This is a genomic window from Amycolatopsis iheyensis (genome assembly GCF_024703995.1).
Lineage (GTDB): Bacteria > Actinomycetota > Actinomycetes > Mycobacteriales > Pseudonocardiaceae > Amycolatopsis > Amycolatopsis iheyensis.
The window spans coordinates 180,328-196,173 of the sequence record NZ_JAMXQV010000018.1 but is presented as its reverse complement, the minus strand read 5'-3'; the positions used below and the strand labels follow the sequence as shown (position 1 = coordinate 196,173).

Annotated in this window: 11 protein-coding genes; 6 read left to right on the top strand and 5 right to left on the bottom strand. The window is 69.8% G+C overall.

Annotation, left to right across the window (positions count from 1 at the left end):
* Position 1: 1 nt before the first annotated feature.
* From M8542_RS31365 to M8542_RS31355, 3 genes are all read left to right on the top strand, one after another.
* Complete coding sequence (locus tag M8542_RS31365; RefSeq protein WP_257923886.1) at positions 2-2,131, top strand: UvrD-helicase domain-containing protein; 2,130 nt, start codon at positions 2-4, stop codon at positions 2,129-2,131.
* A gap of 688 nt (positions 2,132-2,819) precedes the next feature.
* The gene (locus M8542_RS31360; protein ID WP_257923885.1) at positions 2,820-3,755 is read left to right on the top strand and encodes an ATP-binding cassette domain-containing protein; all 936 of its coding nucleotides are present in this window, start codon (positions 2,820-2,822) and stop codon (positions 3,753-3,755) included.
* Positions 3,752-4,492 carry an ABC transporter permease gene (locus M8542_RS31355; RefSeq protein ID WP_257923884.1) on the top strand — a complete coding sequence of 247 codons (741 nt, stop codon included), beginning with the start codon at positions 3,752-3,754 and terminating at the stop codon, positions 4,490-4,492. The genes M8542_RS31360 and M8542_RS31355 overlap by 4 nt, the downstream gene beginning before the upstream one ends.
* Here the strand turns inward: M8542_RS31355 and M8542_RS31350 are convergent.
* Complete coding sequence (locus tag M8542_RS31350) at positions 4,476-7,571, bottom strand: AfsR/SARP family transcriptional regulator (RefSeq protein ID WP_257923883.1); 3,096 nt, start codon at positions 7,569-7,571, stop codon at positions 4,476-4,478. The genes M8542_RS31355 and M8542_RS31350 overlap by 17 nt on opposite strands.
* 101 nt (positions 7,572-7,672) lie before the next feature.
* On the opposite strand from M8542_RS31350, the gene M8542_RS31345 reads away from it, so the two are divergent.
* Positions 7,673-8,875, top strand: coding sequence for a cytochrome P450 (locus tag M8542_RS31345; RefSeq protein WP_257923882.1), 1,203 nt, complete (start codon positions 7,673-7,675; stop codon positions 8,873-8,875).
* Here M8542_RS31345 and M8542_RS31340 read toward each other — a convergent pair.
* Genes M8542_RS31340 through M8542_RS31330 form a run of 3 tightly spaced genes read right to left on the bottom strand, consistent with a single transcriptional unit; the run spans position 8,865 to position 11,877 of the window.
* Entirely contained in the window at positions 8,865-9,527 is a 663-nt protein-coding gene (locus M8542_RS31340) for a DUF6308 family protein (protein ID WP_257923881.1), read from the bottom strand. The genes M8542_RS31345 and M8542_RS31340 overlap by 11 nt on opposite strands.
* 52 nt (positions 9,528-9,579) lie before the next feature.
* Positions 9,580-10,560 (bottom strand): alpha/beta fold hydrolase, encoded by a 981-nt coding sequence (locus M8542_RS31335; RefSeq protein ID WP_257923880.1) that lies wholly within the window; start codon positions 10,558-10,560, stop codon positions 9,580-9,582.
* Positions 10,561-10,575: 15 nt separating this feature from the next.
* Positions 10,576-11,877, bottom strand: a complete 1,302-nt coding sequence (locus M8542_RS31330) for a cytochrome P450 (protein ID WP_257923879.1) — start codon at positions 11,875-11,877, stop codon at positions 10,576-10,578.
* A gap of 179 nt (positions 11,878-12,056) precedes the next feature.
* Between M8542_RS31330 and M8542_RS31325 the strand changes: the two genes are divergently transcribed.
* Positions 12,057-12,875: an SAM-dependent methyltransferase gene (locus M8542_RS31325; RefSeq protein WP_372508656.1), complete on the top strand. Its 819-nt coding sequence runs from the start codon at positions 12,057-12,059 to the stop codon at positions 12,873-12,875.
* A gap of 13 nt (positions 12,876-12,888) precedes the next feature.
* Complete coding sequence (locus tag M8542_RS31320; protein WP_257923878.1) at positions 12,889-14,985, top strand: putative bifunctional diguanylate cyclase/phosphodiesterase; 2,097 nt, start codon at positions 12,889-12,891, stop codon at positions 14,983-14,985.
* On the opposite strand, the gene M8542_RS31315 is transcribed toward M8542_RS31320, so the two are convergent.
* Positions 14,928-15,836 carry a DMT family transporter gene (locus tag M8542_RS31315; protein ID WP_257923877.1) on the bottom strand — a complete coding sequence of 303 codons (909 nt, stop codon included), beginning with the start codon at positions 15,834-15,836 and terminating at the stop codon, positions 14,928-14,930. The two genes, M8542_RS31320 and M8542_RS31315, sit on opposite strands and share 58 nt — an antisense overlap.
* Positions 15,837-15,846: the final 10 nt, after the last annotated feature.

Below are 15,846 nucleotides of genomic sequence, written 5' to 3'. Positions count from 1 at the left end.
GATGCCGACCATCATAATGGGCAAGCTGGCCAGCAAGATCGACGGATCGATCCGTGCCAAGGCCATGACATTCCTGCAGAAACTCGGAACCGATGACACGACTTCCGGCCTGCACATCGAGCCGATCGAGAACGCCGCAGATCCGCGGGTACGTACCGGCAGGGTGGACAACTTCTGGCGTGCAGTCATGTTCCGCCTCGACAGCGACGGCGAGCGCCACTACGTCATCCACGGTATCTGGCCCCACGACGATGCGATCGCCGTGGCGCGCCGAGTACAGCTGAGCGTCAATCCGATCAACGGGCTACCGCAGATCGCCGAGATCGAAGCACCGGCCGAACGAGTGCCGGTCGATACCAAGTCGTCGGCCAGTCGGTCGTTGCTCGTGAATCTCGGTCATGATCGCACCGTGCTGGTCGAGACTCTCGGACTGCCTGAGTACGTGGCCGATCAGGCTCTCACCGCCGTTGACGAGGACGCTGTTCTCGACCTTGCCCAGCAGCACGACGGCTGGATCGGCACGATCCTCGTCGATCTCGCCGCCGGCGACACGATCGACTCGGTCGTGTCGCGGATGGCACTCGAGAGGGCCATGGTCTCGGGCGATGCCGACACGGACGTTCTGCACTCCTTCAAACGACCAGGAGCGGCCTTCCAGTACGCCTTGATCGGCGACCAGGACGAGCTGCGTCGCGTCATCGAAGGGGGCGACTTCGGCGCTTGGCGGATCTTCTTGCATCCAGAGCAGCGTCGTTACGTTGATCGCAGCTATAACGGCCCGTTCAGGCTGTCCGGCGGAGCAGGTACCGGCAAGACGGTAGTACTGGTGCATCGTGCCCGGGCGCTGGCCCGCCGTGACCCCGATGCACGGATCGTGCTGACAACGTTCACCACCAACCTTGCTGACGCGCTCAGCGACAGCGTTACGCAACTCGACCCGCGAGTTCAGCCTGTGAAGAAGCTCGGCCAGACAGGTGTGCATGTCACAGGTGTGGACGCGCTCGCCTCTGCCGTGCTGCGCGTTGCCGGCAGCAGCCTGGCCGCCAGTGTGCGTGAGGTGCTCGGCGACGACCGTTCCGCGCCGCTCGCCCGAACTGCCGGCACCCGATGGAGGGAGGTCGTCGAGTCGACTGGAACGTCACTTTTGCCGGCGTTGGCCAACGAGTCGTTCCTGTCGAGCGAGTACGGGCACGTCGTGCTGCCCAACAAGATCCACGACGAGGCGGGTTACCTTCGAGTGCGACGCCCCGGCCGGGGCGTCGCACTCGATCGAGCCAAACGTTCCGCTGTGTGGGAGCTCATCGCGGCCTACCGGGCGCAAGGTCGTATCGATGGAAGTCTCGACTTCGCCGAAGCTGCCGCCGTCGCCGCCGCACATCTGGCCGGCCAGACCGACAAGCCTGCCGACCATGTACTCATCGATGAGGGTCAAGACCTCTCGCCAAGCCATTGGCAGTTGCTGCGTGCTCTCGTCAACGAGCATCCGAACGATCTCTTCATCGCCGAGGACGCACATCAACGCATCTATGGAACGCGCGTTGTGCTGAGCCGTTACGGCATACCGATCGTCGGTCGTTCGCAGCGGCTCACTCTGAACTATCGGACCACCGCGCAGAACCTGCGCTACGCGATGAAAATCATCGAAGGTGGGCAGTACGCCGACATGGAAGACGAGGCGGAAACCACCGGCTACCGGTCGGCGCGCACCGGCCCCGGGCCGGAGTTCGATGCCGTTGAAACTCTCAGTGCCGAATTGCAGGTCATCGGCGACCGTGTCCAGGCTTGGGTAGAGGCCGGCACCGATGCCGGCACCGTGGCGGTCCTCGTACCGGATCGTTTTCATCGAGACCGAGTGGTGACGGCGCTGACCGAGCGTGGTGTCGACGCCCGCGCTGTCGATCGGGACCGTCCACCGCACGGACGTGTGGCAGTCATGACGATGCACCGTGCCAAGGGAACTGAATTCTCCAAGGTCGTGATCGCGGCCGACCGTCCGTCTCCGATGGAACTGGCGCGGCTGGAGGCGCTGGCTCCTCCAGAGCGAGTCGATGCCGAACTGCGCCGCCGCTCACTGCGTTACGTGGCAGCCACTCGCGCCCGTGACGAGCTGGTAATTGTGACCCATAAGTGAGGAAGCCTGGTGTCGAGTCGGGCAAGTGCTTGACGTGTCGGTTGCGCAAACGGACGAAGTCGGAGAAGGCGGCTTTCGCTCCCGATCGTAAGGTGACGCAGCAAAGTGCGGTGAATTGGCTCTTGCTGCAGTACAGTCACGATCCGTGGGTGTTTGCGGACTGGCTTGATGCCTCCCTTGGCGCACCGGACTCCGGCTTCGACCTTCCCGTGCGGGCCGAAATTGTTGCCGATTAGGTAGAGCTCCCCGGCGGGCAAGCAGCGGCACAGCTGCTTGCAGCAGTCGAGAAACCGGGCATCTGCCCGGACGTGAGATCGAGCGCGGCGAGCACGAACCGGACCTGGATGGGCGGGTGTGGGTGGCTCGCTGCCGGGCCGGCCGGCTGCGGCGCACCCAGCGCGACCAGGCTGACTGCGGGTTCAGTAGCCCGAACTCATCGACGCAGCTCGCTCACCCGTCGGAGGGAGGTGGTCGTGAACGTCGAATATGCAGGTCTCGTCGGTTACGAAGTCTGATCTCCTGCGGTGCTTTGACCTGGTCCTTTATGTTGGATCAAGGTCGCCCGGACTCACGTCGTGAAGGTTTCTTCTCGCGAGAGCAGTGGCTTTTTCGTGCGCTGATCCGGTGTCAGGGCCCGTGTCAGTTCGGGGTCAGGTCGGTGTCAGTGGCGTCGACCAGGGTTCTCCCCATGACCACTTCGGCGATCACCGCGACCGGCCTCCGGAAGGCCTACCAGGACAAAGTCGTGCTGGACGGCATCGATCTCGATGTCGCCTCCGGCAGTGTCTTCTCCCTCCTCGGGCCCAACGGCGCCGGGAAGACCACCACCGTCAACATCCTCACCACGCTGACCCGCGCCGACGGCGGGACCGTGCGGGTCGCCGGGCATGACATCGATGCCGAGGCCAAGGCCGTGCGGAGTGCCATCGGGGTCACCGGGCAGTTCGCCGCCGTCGACGAGCTGCTCAGCGGGGAAGAGAACCTGCAGCTCATGGTCGATCTCAGCCCGGTCAAGGACGGGAAGCGCGTCGTCAAGGAGCTGCTCGAGCGCTTCGAGCTGACCGAAGCCGCGCGGAAGCCCGCCGCCACCTACTCCGGGGGCATGCGGCGGAAGCTCGACCTCGCCATGACGCTCGTCGGGGATCCGCGGATCATCTTCCTGGACGAGCCGACGACGGGGCTGGACCCGCGCAGCCGCCGCACCATGTGGGCCATCGTCAAGGACCTCGTCGCCGACGGGGTCACCATCTTCCTGACCACCCAGTACCTCGACGAAGCCGACCAGCTCGCCGACCGGATCGCCGTTCTCGACCAGGGGCGCATCGTCGCCGAGGGCACGCCCGACGAGCTCAAGCGCCGGATTCCCGGCACGCACGTGCGGCTGCGGTTCGCGACCGCCGCCGACCTCGACGCCGCCGCGCGGATCCTGCCCGAGTCCACAAAGGACGCCGAAGCGCTCGCCCTGCGCGTTCCCGGTGACGGCGGCACGAAGTCGCTGCGCGGCCTGCTCGACCGCCTCGACGAGTACGCGCTCGGCGCCGAAGAGTTCTCCGTCCACACCCCCGACCTCGACGACGTTTTCCTCGCCCTCACGGGCCACGACACGGAAGCAGCCGCGAAATGAACCACTCGACCGTCATGTTGCGCCGCAACTTCAAGCACATCGCCCGGAACCCGACCTCCGTCTTCAACGCCGTCCTGATGCCGATCGTGATCATGCTGATGTTCGTCTACATGCTCGGCGACGCCTTCGACGTCGGCGTGAACTACGTCGACTACGCGACGCCCGGCCTGATGCTGCTGGCCGTCTGCTACGGGCTCGGCGCCACCGCGACGTCGGTGAACTCCGACATGACCAAGGGCATCATCAACCGGTTCAAGGTCATGGACGTCTCCCGCGGCGCGGTGCTGACCGGGCACGTCGTCGCCAGCGTGCTGACCAACCTGGTCGCCATCGCGGCCCTCGTCGGCGTGGCGTTCGCGCTGGGCTTCCGGCCGAACGCGAGCTTCCTCGACTGGCTCGGCGTCCTCGGCATGGTGCTGTTGCTGGCTTTCGCGGCCGGCTGGCTGACCGTCGCGTTGGGACTGTTCGCGAAGTCGCCGGAAACCGCGGGGCTGGCGGCCGTGCCGCTGGTCATGCTGCCGTTCTTCAGCAGCGCGATCGCCCCGGCGGACAAGATGGGACCCGGCCTGCGCCAGTTCGCGGAGTACCAGCCCTTCACACCGATCATCGAAACCGTGCGCGGGCTGCTCAACGGCACCCCGTCGACCGGTTACGCGATCGCGGCGATCGCGTGGTGCGTCGGCATCGCGCTCGCCGGGTACTTCTGGGCCCGGTCCACCTTCAAGAAGCGAGCGTGACTTCGGCGAGTTCGCGCCAGTCCGCCCGCGCCCCCTCCAGAGTCGCCTCGGTGAACTTCGTGTCACCGAGGCGATTCCGCGCGTCCGCCTCGATGCGGGCGCCGTCCGGCTGGGACAGGTCCGCCAGCCCGCGCACGCCGGCGCTCGCCGCGAGCAGCCGGGCCGCCTGTTCGTACTGTTCCTTGCGCAGCGCCAAATCCGCGACGCCGACGAGCACCTGGGCCACCAGCGGGGCGGTGCTCATCTCGGCCGCCGCTTCGAGCGCCGCGGCACGGTGTTCGCGTACCTCGCCGAGGTCCTCGGCCAGGTAGCCGAGGACATCGTGGATCATCGCGCGGACCTGGGGCCGCTCGGCCGCGGCGCCCAGCAACGCGGTCGCGACGTCGAGCTGACGACGGGCCTCCTCGGCGTCTCCGCGCCACCGGGCCAGCTCCGACTTCGCCAGCGCCAGCTCGGTGAGCGCGTTCGGCCAGGCGACCCGCTCCGCCGCGCGCTGCGCCTGGTCCATGGCCGCCGCGCTCGCCTCCTCGTCGCCCGACAGCCGGCACAGCTGAGCTTGGCGCGACCGCATCCGCACGACGTCCTCGACCGCGCCGACCTCGGTGACGACCACGGCGGCGTGCTCGTAGTGCTCGCGAGCGGCTTCGAAGTCGCCGCGCATGGCGACGCGGTCCGCCAGCTCGGTCAGCGCGAACGACATGCCCCAGCGTTCGCCGAGGGCGCGGTACTCGGCGAGCGCCGCTTCGAGGTACTCGTCCGCCTCGTGGCCTTCGTGGCCGAACTGGATCCGCATCTTCCCGAGCTGCAGCCGGGCGAGGGCGCGGACCCACGGATCGCGGTCGGTGAGCAGCGGCTCCCACGCGGCCAGGAACGCGTCCGGCGCCCGCAGCATGCGTTCCAGCGCCGCGACGGGCGCCACCACCGGGTGACAGTCCGGCAGCCGGAGGCTGATTTCGTACACCTCGCGGATCCACTCCGCGGCCTGGCGCTGGTCGCTCTCGCGGCCCGCGGTCAGGAAGCCCGTGACGTAGCCGTACACCGTGGCCCGGACGTGGTCCGACACCTCGCCGGGCGTGGCGGCGGCGGCCATGATCAGCTCGTTGCCTTCGGTCTTGTGCCCGGCCAGCCACCAGTACCAGCCCGCGCCGGCCGCGAGCCGCATGGCCTCGGGCGCCTCGCCGGCCGCGAGGGCGCCGCGCATCGCGGCGGCGATGTTGTCGTGCTCGGCTTCGAGCCGGGCAAGCCACTCCAGCTGCTCGGCGCGACGCAGGTGCGGGTCCGCGGTCTCGGCGAGCTCGGTGAAGTAGGTGAGGTGCGCCCGGCGCGTCGAATCCGCTTCGCCCGCTTCGGCGAGCCGCTGGGCGGCGTACTCCTTGATCGTGCCGAGCATGCGGTAGCGCGGCGCGGTGTCGTTGTCGGCGACCACCAGGGACTTCTCGGTCAGCGCGGTCAGCAGGTCTTCGACGGTGTCGTCCGCGCAGACCCGCTCGACGGCTTCCAGGCTCGCGCCCCCGGAGAACACCGAGAGCCGGCCCAGGACGGTCCGCTCGGCCTCCGACAGCAGCTCCCAGCTCCAGTCGATCACCGCGCGCAGCGTCCGGTGGCGGGGCAGCGCCGTGCGGCTGCCGCCGGTGAGCAGGCGGAACCGGTCGTCGAGCCGGTCGGCGAGCTGCTCGAGCGACATCGTGCGCAGCCGGGCCGCGGCGAGCTCGATGGCCAGCGGCATCCCGTCGAGCGCGCGGCAGACGCGGGCCAGCGTCGGGGCGTCGGCCGCGAGGTCCTTGCGCACCGCGCCGGCCCGGTCGCGCAGCAGCCGGATGGCCGGCGCGGCCTCGATCTCGCTCGTGTCGGCGTCTTCCGCCGGGAGCACCAGCGGCGCGACCGCCCACAGCGCCTCACCGGTGATGCCGAGGGGCTCCCGGCTCGTCGCGAGGATCCGCAGCCGGCGGCACTCGCCGAGCACCCGGTGGGCGAAGGCCGCCGCGGACTCGATCACGTGCTCGCAGTTGTCCAGGACCAGCACCAGGTCACGCTCGCGGAGCGCGGCGACGACCCGGTCCGTCGGTTCGGCCTCCGGCGTGTCGCCGAGCAGCGCGTCTCGCAGCTTCAGCGCGGCGAGCGTCGCCTGGGCGACGTCGCCGTCCGCGCCGAGGGGTGCGAGCTCGACCAGCCACGCCCCGTCCGGGAACGCGCCGAGCAGCGAGCGCGCGGTCTCGGTGGCCAGCCGGGTCTTGCCCGAGCCGCCCGGCCCGACCAGCGTGGTGAGCCGGTGGTCGCCGACGAGCCCGCGGACCGCGGCGACGTCGTCGTCCTTGCCGACGTAGCTGGTCAGCTCGGCGCGCAGGTTCGTCTTCCGGGGCTCCTCGCGCCGGACCAGCTCACCGCGCAGCAGCGCGACGTGCAGGGAGGACAGCTCCGGTGACGGGTCGACGCCCAGCTCGTCGGCCAGGGTTTCGCGCGTGCGTTCGTAGACGCGCAGGGCTTCGGTGTCCCGGCCGGTCGCGACGAGACCCCGCATCAGCGCGCCGACCAGCCGTTCGCGGGCCGGGTGTGCGGCCACCAGGTCGGTGAGCTCGGTGACGACGCCCTGGCCGAAGTCGGTTTCCGCGTCGAACCGGTCCTCGAGGGTGGCGAGCCGGAGGCCTTCGAGCCGGGTGACCGCGGCGTCGAAGGCGGCGCTCTCGGTCAGGCCGACGTCCTGCATCGCCGCGCCGCGCCACAACGCCAGGGCCTCGCGCCGCCGCCGGGGATCGTCGTCCGCCCGGCCGACGAGCCGTTCGAACCGCACGGCGTCGACGTCTTCGGCGGCCACCGCCAGCCGGTACCCGTTCGGGTGGCCCTCGACCGACCCCTCCGGCAGCACCTTCCGCAGCCGGGAAACCAAGCGCTGCAACGCGTTCGCCGCGTCGGCGGGCGGCTGCTCACCCCAGATCCAGTCGACGAGCGACGTCTTCGGGACGATGTGCCCCGGTTCGAGCGCGAGCGCGATCAACAGCCCGCGCAGCCGCGCACCCGGCACGTCGGCGAGAACGCCGTCGTCCGTGCGAACCTCGAATGGACCCAGCATCCCGATCTGCACCCGGCCCAGTCTGCCACGGGGTCGTGTCCGGGCCGTGTCAGCGCCGTGTCAGCCCCTTCGGCGAACGTGGTGTCACCAAACCACCACGGAAGGAACCTCCGATGAGCGACATCCCGCAGGGTCTCCCGATGGAGCGGGACGCGGGCCCCTTCGACCCGCCGCGCGCGCTCACCGAGCTGCGCGACACCCGCCCGGTCAGCCCGCTCGCCTTCCCGGACGGGCACGAAGGCTGGCTCGTCACCGGCTACGAAGAGGTCCGCCAGATGATGGCCGACACGCGGTTCAGCTCGCGGCTGGACCTCGACGTCGTCCACGTGCCGTACGAGACGCCGGGCATGCCGGCGGCGACCGAGCCGTCACCGCAGCTGCCGGGCATGTTCATCGCGATGGACCCGCCGGACCACGGCCGGCTGCGGAAGCGGCTGACCGGCGCGTTCACCGTCAAGCGGATGAAGCAGCTCGAGGACCACATCGCGGAGATCGTCGAGAACCAGCTTTCGGAGATGGCGAAGCTGACGCCGCCGATCGACCTGGTGAAGGAGTTCGCGCTGCCGGTGCCGTCGCTGGTGATCTGCGAGCTGCTCGGCGTGCCGTACGCGGACCGCGAGTCGTTCCAGGCGAACTCGGCGCAGTTCATGGTCCGGGACCAGACGCTGCAGGAGAAGATGGGCGCGTACATCGCGCTGAACACCTATCTGACCGAGCTGGTCACGGCCAAGCGCGCCGAACCGGGCGAGGACATCCTGTCCGACCTGGCCCGCCACGAGGACCTGACCGTCGAGGAGCTGACCGGCGCCGCGTTCCTGCTGCTGCTCGCCGGGCACGAGACCACCGCCAACATGCTGTCGCTGGGGACGTTCGCGCTCCTGGAACACCCCGCGGAGCTGGCTTCGCTGCGCGAGGACCCGTCGTTGCTGCCGGGCGCGGTGGAGGAGCTGCTGCGGTACCTGTCCGTCGCCGACATCTTCTTCCGCTACGCCACCGAGGACCTCTCCCTCGGTGGCGAGACGATCACGAAGGGTTCGACGGTCGTGGTTTCGCTGCTGGCGGCCAACCGCGACCCGCGCCGGTTCGAGCAGCCGGACACGTTGGACATTCACCGCAACGCGCGCGGGCTGCTGTCGTTCGGGCACGGGGTGCACCAGTGCCTCGGGCAGCAGCTGGCGCGGATCGAAATGCGGGCCGGCTTCGAAGGGCTGTTGCGGCGGTTCCCGGGGCTGGCGATGGCGGTGCCGGCCGGGGAGGTGCGGCTGCGGACCGACATGAACATCTACGGGGTGCACGAGCTGCCGGTCACCTGGTAGGGAAGCGCAGGGGGCGGGCCTTCATCCACAGGATGACGTCGAGGCAGCGCAGCAGCGTGATGTCCTCGATGCCGCCCGCCTCCGCGCGGAGGTCCGCCACCGCCGAGGCCCGGGTCGGGTCCGTGTGGAACCAGCTCCACAAGCAGTGCCACTCGCTGCGGGGTGCCTTCAGCACCGCCTTCACCTGGCTGTCGTACACCGGCGTCAGGCGGGGGCGCTTGCGGGCCAGCAGCTTCGACGCCGTCACCGGGCGGTGGTTGCCGCCGCAGCGGCGGAACAGCTCCCACAACCTGAAGGCCGGTGAGCCCGGCTCGTACGCCGACCACGGGGCCGAGTGCATCGGGACGTTCACCGGGATCTGTTCCAGCAGCTCCCGGATCTGGAGGGTGTAGGTGATCGTCGCGTCGATCGCCACCTCCGCCAAGCTCGTGATGCTCAGGAAGTTCAACGCCAGGACGTCGGCTTCGGTCACCGTGTTGGCCACCGATGGGTGGTCGCCGCCGCCGGCGAAGCGCTCGAACCAGCGGCCCGTGTAGCGGGCCGTCGTCCGCTGCTGGTCGAAGTAGCGGCGCAGGGCCGACAACGACTCTTCGCGGCCGGCGCCCCGGACGCAGTCGTCCAGGAGGTGGTGCTGGTGGGCGTAGTCGGGCATGTCGAGCGCTCCCCTCGTCGGCGATTGAGGGTCGCGCCCGTCAGGTTCGTTGTTACGACAGCGCTTTCAGCCAGTTTTTCACCACGTCGAAGTACGTGGGCGCGTTCGGTGCGTAGTCGATGGCGTGGCCGTAGCCGTTCAGGACGAACGTCTGCAGCCGGCTCGTGCCGAAGAACGGGGCTTCGGACGCCCGCAGTGCCTCCGGCGACGAGCAGTCGCTGCCCAGGGGCAGCCCGCAGAAGTTCGGGTCGTCGCCGACGACCAGCAGGACCGGGGCGGTGATCTGCCGCGACGCCGGGATGACGACGGTCGTCAACGCCAGGCTGTCCACCGCCTCCGTCGTCGCGAAGACGTCCTTTGTGGACTCGTCGTAGGCGATCGCGCCGGCGTCGTAAGGACCTGGGGTGTGGAACGCCGCGTAACGCGTGCCCGGGGCGGTGGTGAGGTATCCGGCGTCGCGGCCGGGGACCGCCGGGTCCAGTGGGGCCGGGATCATCTGCGCCAGCGTGGGGATGACCGTCGTCACGTTCATCCGGTGCGTCATCCCGGTGACGAGCACGCCGTCGACGTCGCGGTAGCGGCCCGCCTCGATCATCGCCATCGCCGAGCCGATCGAGTGGCCGCCGACGACCACCTTCGCGAACCGCGGCCGCACCGACTGGATCACCTGGTGCGCCGCGACCGCCTGGGCCGACGCGCTCAGCAGCGTGCTCAACGGCTTCGAGCTGGCGCCCGTTCCCAAGCGGTCCAAGGCCAATGTCGCGATGCCCGCCTGGTTGACCGCCAGCCGGAACGAACGCACCTCCGGCGTGTAGCCGATGTCCCAATAGGACGCGTTGTACGTGCCGCCGGGGATCAGGACCACCACCGTCGACGCGCCGGGCGGCGCGCACAGGCGGCCGTGCACGGTCTGCGGCAGCAACCCGACCGTCACCGGGACGTACAGGTCCTCGCACCCGGCCGCCTGGGCCGGTGCGGGGACGAACAGCGTGGCCGCCAGCAACAGGAGGGCAGCACAGAATCGGCGGAACACGGGAAGAACCTCCAGCTAGGGACGCGGGACTGCCGTCATCGGCAGGGAGTCCGGGTAGGCGGCCGAGGTGAACTTCACGCGGACCGGCCGGCCCGGCACGGGGACCAGCCGCCACCGCGCGGCCACCGTGGCCACCGTGATGACGATTTCGTTCTGGGCGAAGCGGTTTCCGATGCACTGCCGGTTGCCCGCGCCGAACGGGACGAACGCGCCCTTCGGCAGCTCGGCCGAGTTCGACGGCGCCCAGCGATCGGGGTCGAAGCGGTGCGGGTCGGGGAACGACGCGGGGTCGTGGTGCAGCGCGTGCGGGCTGACGATCACCTCGGCGCCCGCCGGCACGCGGACGCCGCCGAGGTCGACCTCCTCGAGCGTGCGGCGCATCAGCATCCAGAGCGGGTAGCGGCGAAGCACTTCGTCGACCACCTGCCGGACGTAGGTCAGCCGGGGGATGTCGTCGACGGTGACCGGGCGCCCGCCCAGCACTTCGTCGACTTCGGCGTGCACCCGGGTTTCCACGTCCGCGTGCCGGCCCAGCTCGTGGAACGTCCAGGCCAGCGCGAGCGCGGTCGTCTCGATGCCGGCGGTGAGCAGGGTGAGGACTTCGTCGCGGGCCTGCTCGTCGGTCATGCCGGCCAGCAGGAGCGTCGAGAGCAGGTCGCCGTGATCCACGCTTTCGGTGCGCCAGTCGCGGATCACCGCGACCACGATGTCCTGCATCCGCCCGATGGCCTCGTCGAACCGCCGGTTCCCGGGAATCGGCAGCTTTTCGACGAACTTGGGGGACAACGCGCGAATCATTCCCTGCTGGATGATGAGGTAAATGGAGCGGCGGGCCTCGGCGATCGCCGCTTTTCCCAGTTCCGTGGAGAACAACGCCTCGCCGACGATCGTCACCGCGAGGCCTTGCAGGTCTTCGTCGATCAACCGCACTTCGCCGGGCCGCCACGAGTCGCTCAGCTCGGTGGCCGCGCGCCGCATGGTCTCCGCGTACGCGGCCAAGCGGTCGCGGTGGAACGCCGGCTGCATCAGCCGCCGTTGCCGCCGGTGGAAGTCGCCGTTCGAAAGCACCAAGCCGTTGCCGACGAACGGCTTGAACTTGTCGAACATGACGCCCTTGCGGAACTTCGGCCCCGCGTTGACCAGCACTTCGTGCGCCAGCCGTGGACTGGTGACGAAGTACGCGGGCATCGGGCCGAGGTGGAGTTTGACGATTTCTCCGTGTTCGTGCAAAGAATCGGTGAATGCGGAGCGTCGGCGCAGCAGTGCCGGAGTGTGTCCGAGAAAGGGCCACCGGCCCGGTGCTGCCGCGACGGTCATCTGGACTCCTCGTTACGCCATCGTGTGGATTTCCCAAGGAGACGGCCTACGGTAGGCGCGTCCGGCCCACCGGGACAGTGCCCGATCGGGTGGTCCGGGCTCACGCATATGGCGCAGTGGACGATCTGCGAGGAATCGCTAAGCTCTTTCGATCCGACTTCACTGAGAAGGTGTTCTTCGTGACCCGATCATCGGAATGGGTTCCGCCGGGTGTCGATATCTCCGTGCCGAGCATGGCGCGCACTTACGACTTCATGCTCGGCGGTGGCCACAACTTCGCCGTCGACCGCGCGGTGGGCGAGCAGATCGAACGCGCGATGCCCGGGCTGCGTGACGCGGCGCGGGTGAACCGCGCGTTCCTGGGACGCGCGGTGCGGTACCTGACCGGCCAGGGGATCCGGCAGTTCCTGGACATCGGCTCCGGCATTCCCACCGTGGCCAACGTGCACGAGGTCGCCCAGGGGCAGGACCCGGAGTGCCGCGTGGTGTACGTCGACCGCGACCCGGTGGCGGTCGCGCACAGCGAGCTCATGCTGACCGGCAACGATCGTGCAGCGATAGTGCAGGCCGATATGCGGGACCCGGAGAAAATATTCGATGCACCTTCGGTGCGCGGTTTACTGGATTTCGAAAAGCCGGTCGGCTTGCTGATGTTGCTGATGCTGCACTGGGTCTCCGACGAATCGGATCCGCTCGGTCTCGTCGCGCGCTACAGTTCGGTGTTGGCGCCGGGGAGCTTTCTCGCGATCACCCACGTCACCGGCGACCACCAAGGCGAAAATCTCGGAGAAGCGACCGACGTGATCAAGGAAAGCCGCAGTCCCGATCAAGTGACGCTGCGCACGCACGCCCAGGTGTCCGCGCTTTTCACCGGTTTCGAAATCGTCGAACCGGGGCTGGTGGGCTGCGGTGAATGGCGACCGGGCGGACCGGCGGACATCGCCGCGGCGGCCGAGATGAACATGCTCGTCTACGCCGGAATCGGCCGCAAGAGCTGAGCGGACGCCGCGGATGCCGATGATCGAAAAGCAGCAGGCGACCGCCGACCCGGAACGCGGGCGGACGGTGCTCGCCCGGAAATGGTCGTACCTGCTCAGCGGCGTGACCGTCGTTTCGCTGAGCCGCGAACTGCTCGACGAAGAACTGCGGGACATGCTCGACACGCTGATCGAGTCGTTGCGCGGTACATCGGCGGACACGCTCCCGGCGGAGCGGATCGGCGCGCGGCTGGTGGCGCTCGGCTACGTCGGCGAACCGGGGTTGCGGTGCACGCTCGACGTCCTCGGGAAGGGCCTGCCGGCGCTGGCCGAGCTCCGGCCCGCGGACCGGCTCACCGAACGGATCGTCGTGACGCTCGGCGCGCTTTCGTGCGGCTTCCTGCTCGCGCACGAGCGCAGCGTGCTGGACCAGCAGGAGATCATGCACCTCTCGCTGCTCAAAGCGGTGCGAGACGCCCAATGGCACCTCAAGGAAAGCGAAGCGCGGTTCGACGAGGTCGTGACGTCCTCGGCGAGTGGCATCGCGCTCGTCGCCCTCGACGGCAGGATCCTGCGGGCCAACGCCGCACTGGCCGAAATGCTCGGGCATCCCTCCGGCGAGCTCGCCGGGACGGTGCTCGACGACCTCGTGCACCCGGACACCGTCGAGGTGTTCCGCGAGGCGATGAAGTCGCTCGTCGACGACGGCCGGGAGCGGATCCGGCAGTCCCAGCGGCTGCTGCGCAAGGACGGCGACGTCGCGCGCATCTCGCTCACCGCGTCCCTGCTGCGGGACGCCGAAGCCAAGCCCGCCCACTTCGTCGTGGTGGTCGAGGACGGCACCGAGCTGATGCTGCTGCAGGGCGAGCTGAGCCGGCAGGCGCTGCACGACGTCCTGACCGGGCTGCCGAACCGCCAGTACTTCGGCACCCACCTGGAGGCGGCGCTGCGCCGCGCCGACCCGGCGTACGGTGTCACGCTGTTCCACGTCGACCTCGACGCGTTCGGCATGGTGTGCAACAGCCTCGGCCGCCGGGTCGGCGAGCAGGTGCTGGTGCACTTCGCCCAGCGGCTGAAGTCCGTCATGGCCCGCGAGCGGGCGATGATCGCGCGGTTCCACGCCGACGAGTTCGGCATCCTCGTCGAGAACACCGCGACGACGCCGGACATCGACAGCACCGTGCGCGCGATCAACGACGAGCTCGCCGAGCCATTCTTCGTGGAGGGGCACGGCCTCGCGCTGTCGGCCAGCGCCGGCGTCGTGCACCGCCCGGCCAAGGGCATCGACCCGGCGGAGCTGCTGCGTGCGGCCGACCAGACGTTGCGCCGGGCGAAGGTCCGCCGGCGTGGCCAATGGAAGATGTTCGACGCCACCGCCGACGTCGAAGACCGGCGGACGCAGGCCCTCGCCGTCGGCATGGCGGGGGCGTGGGAGAACGGCGAGCTCAGCGTGCGCTACCGGCCGGTGGCGCGGCTCGGCGACGGCGGGGTCGCCGGCATCGAAGCCCGCCTGCACTGGGCGCGCCCGGCGGAACTGGCGCTGGCGCACGAAAACTGCGCGGAGCTCGCCGAGGCGACCGGGCTGGTGCTGCCGCTCGGCGACTGGCTGCTGCGTGCGGCGAGCCGGCAGGCCGGCTGGTGGCGGCACCCCGTCGTCGTCGCGCTGACCGGGCACCAGGTGGCCGACGACGCGCTGGGCACCCGCGTCACCCGGCTGCTCGCGGACACCGGCCTGCCGCCGGCCCGGCTGGTGCTCGGCGTCCCGGTCGGCGCGCTGGGTGTGGCCGGGGTGCTGGAGAACATCACCGCGCTCGCCGACCTCGGGGTCCGGGTCATGCTCGAGGAGTTCGGGCTCGGCCCGGACGACCTGCGGGCGGTCGAGGACCTGCCGGTGGACATCGTGCGCGTCGACCGGCGGCTCGCCGAGTGGCAGGCGTGGTCGGCGTCGACGTTCCTGGGCGCGCTGGTGCCTCTGGTGCGGCAGGTCGGCGCCACGCTCGTGGTCGACGGAATCCACACCGGGGAGCAGGCGGGCTGGTGGCGCGCGGCCGGCGCCGAACTGGCCACGGGCGACTACTTCGGCGTGGCGAGCCCGCCGGAGGAGTTCACGGCGCGGCTCGCCGGCGCCTGAGCCCGCCACCGGGTCAGCCCGACCGCGACCAGCACGATCACCATGCCGCCGACGACCCGGGGGGTCAGCGGCTCGCCGAGGAAGAGCGCGCCGAGCGCGATCGACACCACCGGCAGCAGGTAGCCGACGGTCGCCGCCGCCGTCGGGCCTTCGTCGGTGAGGACCCGGTAGTTGAGGTAGAAGGTGATGCCGGTGCCGAAGACACCGAGGATCACGACGGCGACGACGGCCGTCAGGTTCAGGTGCGGCGCCGTCGTGGCGACGGGCAGGGCGACGGCAGTGAGCGCGGTGGCCGTTGTCAGCTGCGCGGCCGACAGCGCGAGCGGCGCGCCGCCGGGCGGCAGTTTCCGGGCCATGTAAGCGAACGCGATCGCGTAGCTGAGGCCGGCGGCGAGCAGGGCCAGCGCGCCCGCGCTCAACAACCCGGATTGCTGCCACGGCGCGAAGATCACCAGCACGCCGCCGAACCCGAGCACGAGACCGAGCAACCGCGGCGGAGTGAGCCGCCGGTCGGTGCCGAGCACGACCCCGATCAGCAGCGACCACAACGGTGTCGTCGCGTTCATGACGCCCGCGACCCCGGAGTCCACTGTGGTCTCCCCGATGCCGAAGAGTGCGAACGGCAGCGCGTTGCAGAAGAACGCGGCGACGACCAGCCGGCCCCAGGTGCCGCGGTCGCGCGGAAGCCGCTGGCGGGCCGCGAAGGCCAGCGCCAGCAGCGTCGACGCGCCGAGCGCGCACCGCACGAGCGTGAGGTGGACCGGGCTCAGCCCGGTCAGGGCGAGCTTGATCCAGAGGAACCCGGAGCCCCACAGCAGAGCCAGTACCGCGATGCGCACCCAACCAGTCACATGGTCCACG

Excerpts from the sequence above, each read along its gene's own strand:
- M8542_RS31320 (WP_257923878.1), top strand. The coding sequence starts at position 12,889 with ATGCCGATGATCGAAAAGCAGCAGGCGACCGCCGACCCGGAACGCGGG.
- M8542_RS31330 (WP_257923879.1), bottom strand. The coding sequence starts at position 11,877 with ATGACCGTCGCGGCAGCACCGGGCCGGTGGCCCTTTCTCGGACACACT.
- M8542_RS31365 (WP_257923886.1), top strand. The coding sequence starts at position 2 with ATGCCGACCATCATAATGGGCAAGCTGGCCAGCAAGATCGACGGATCG.
- M8542_RS31355 (WP_257923884.1), top strand. The coding sequence starts at position 3,752 with ATGAACCACTCGACCGTCATGTTGCGCCGCAACTTCAAGCACATCGCC.
- M8542_RS31345 (WP_257923882.1), top strand. The coding sequence starts at position 7,673 with ATGAGCGACATCCCGCAGGGTCTCCCGATGGAGCGGGACGCGGGCCCC.
- M8542_RS31360 (WP_257923885.1), top strand. The coding sequence starts at position 2,820 with ATGACCACTTCGGCGATCACCGCGACCGGCCTCCGGAAGGCCTACCAG.
- M8542_RS31340 (WP_257923881.1), bottom strand. The coding sequence starts at position 9,527 with ATGCCCGACTACGCCCACCAGCACCACCTCCTGGACGACTGCGTCCGG.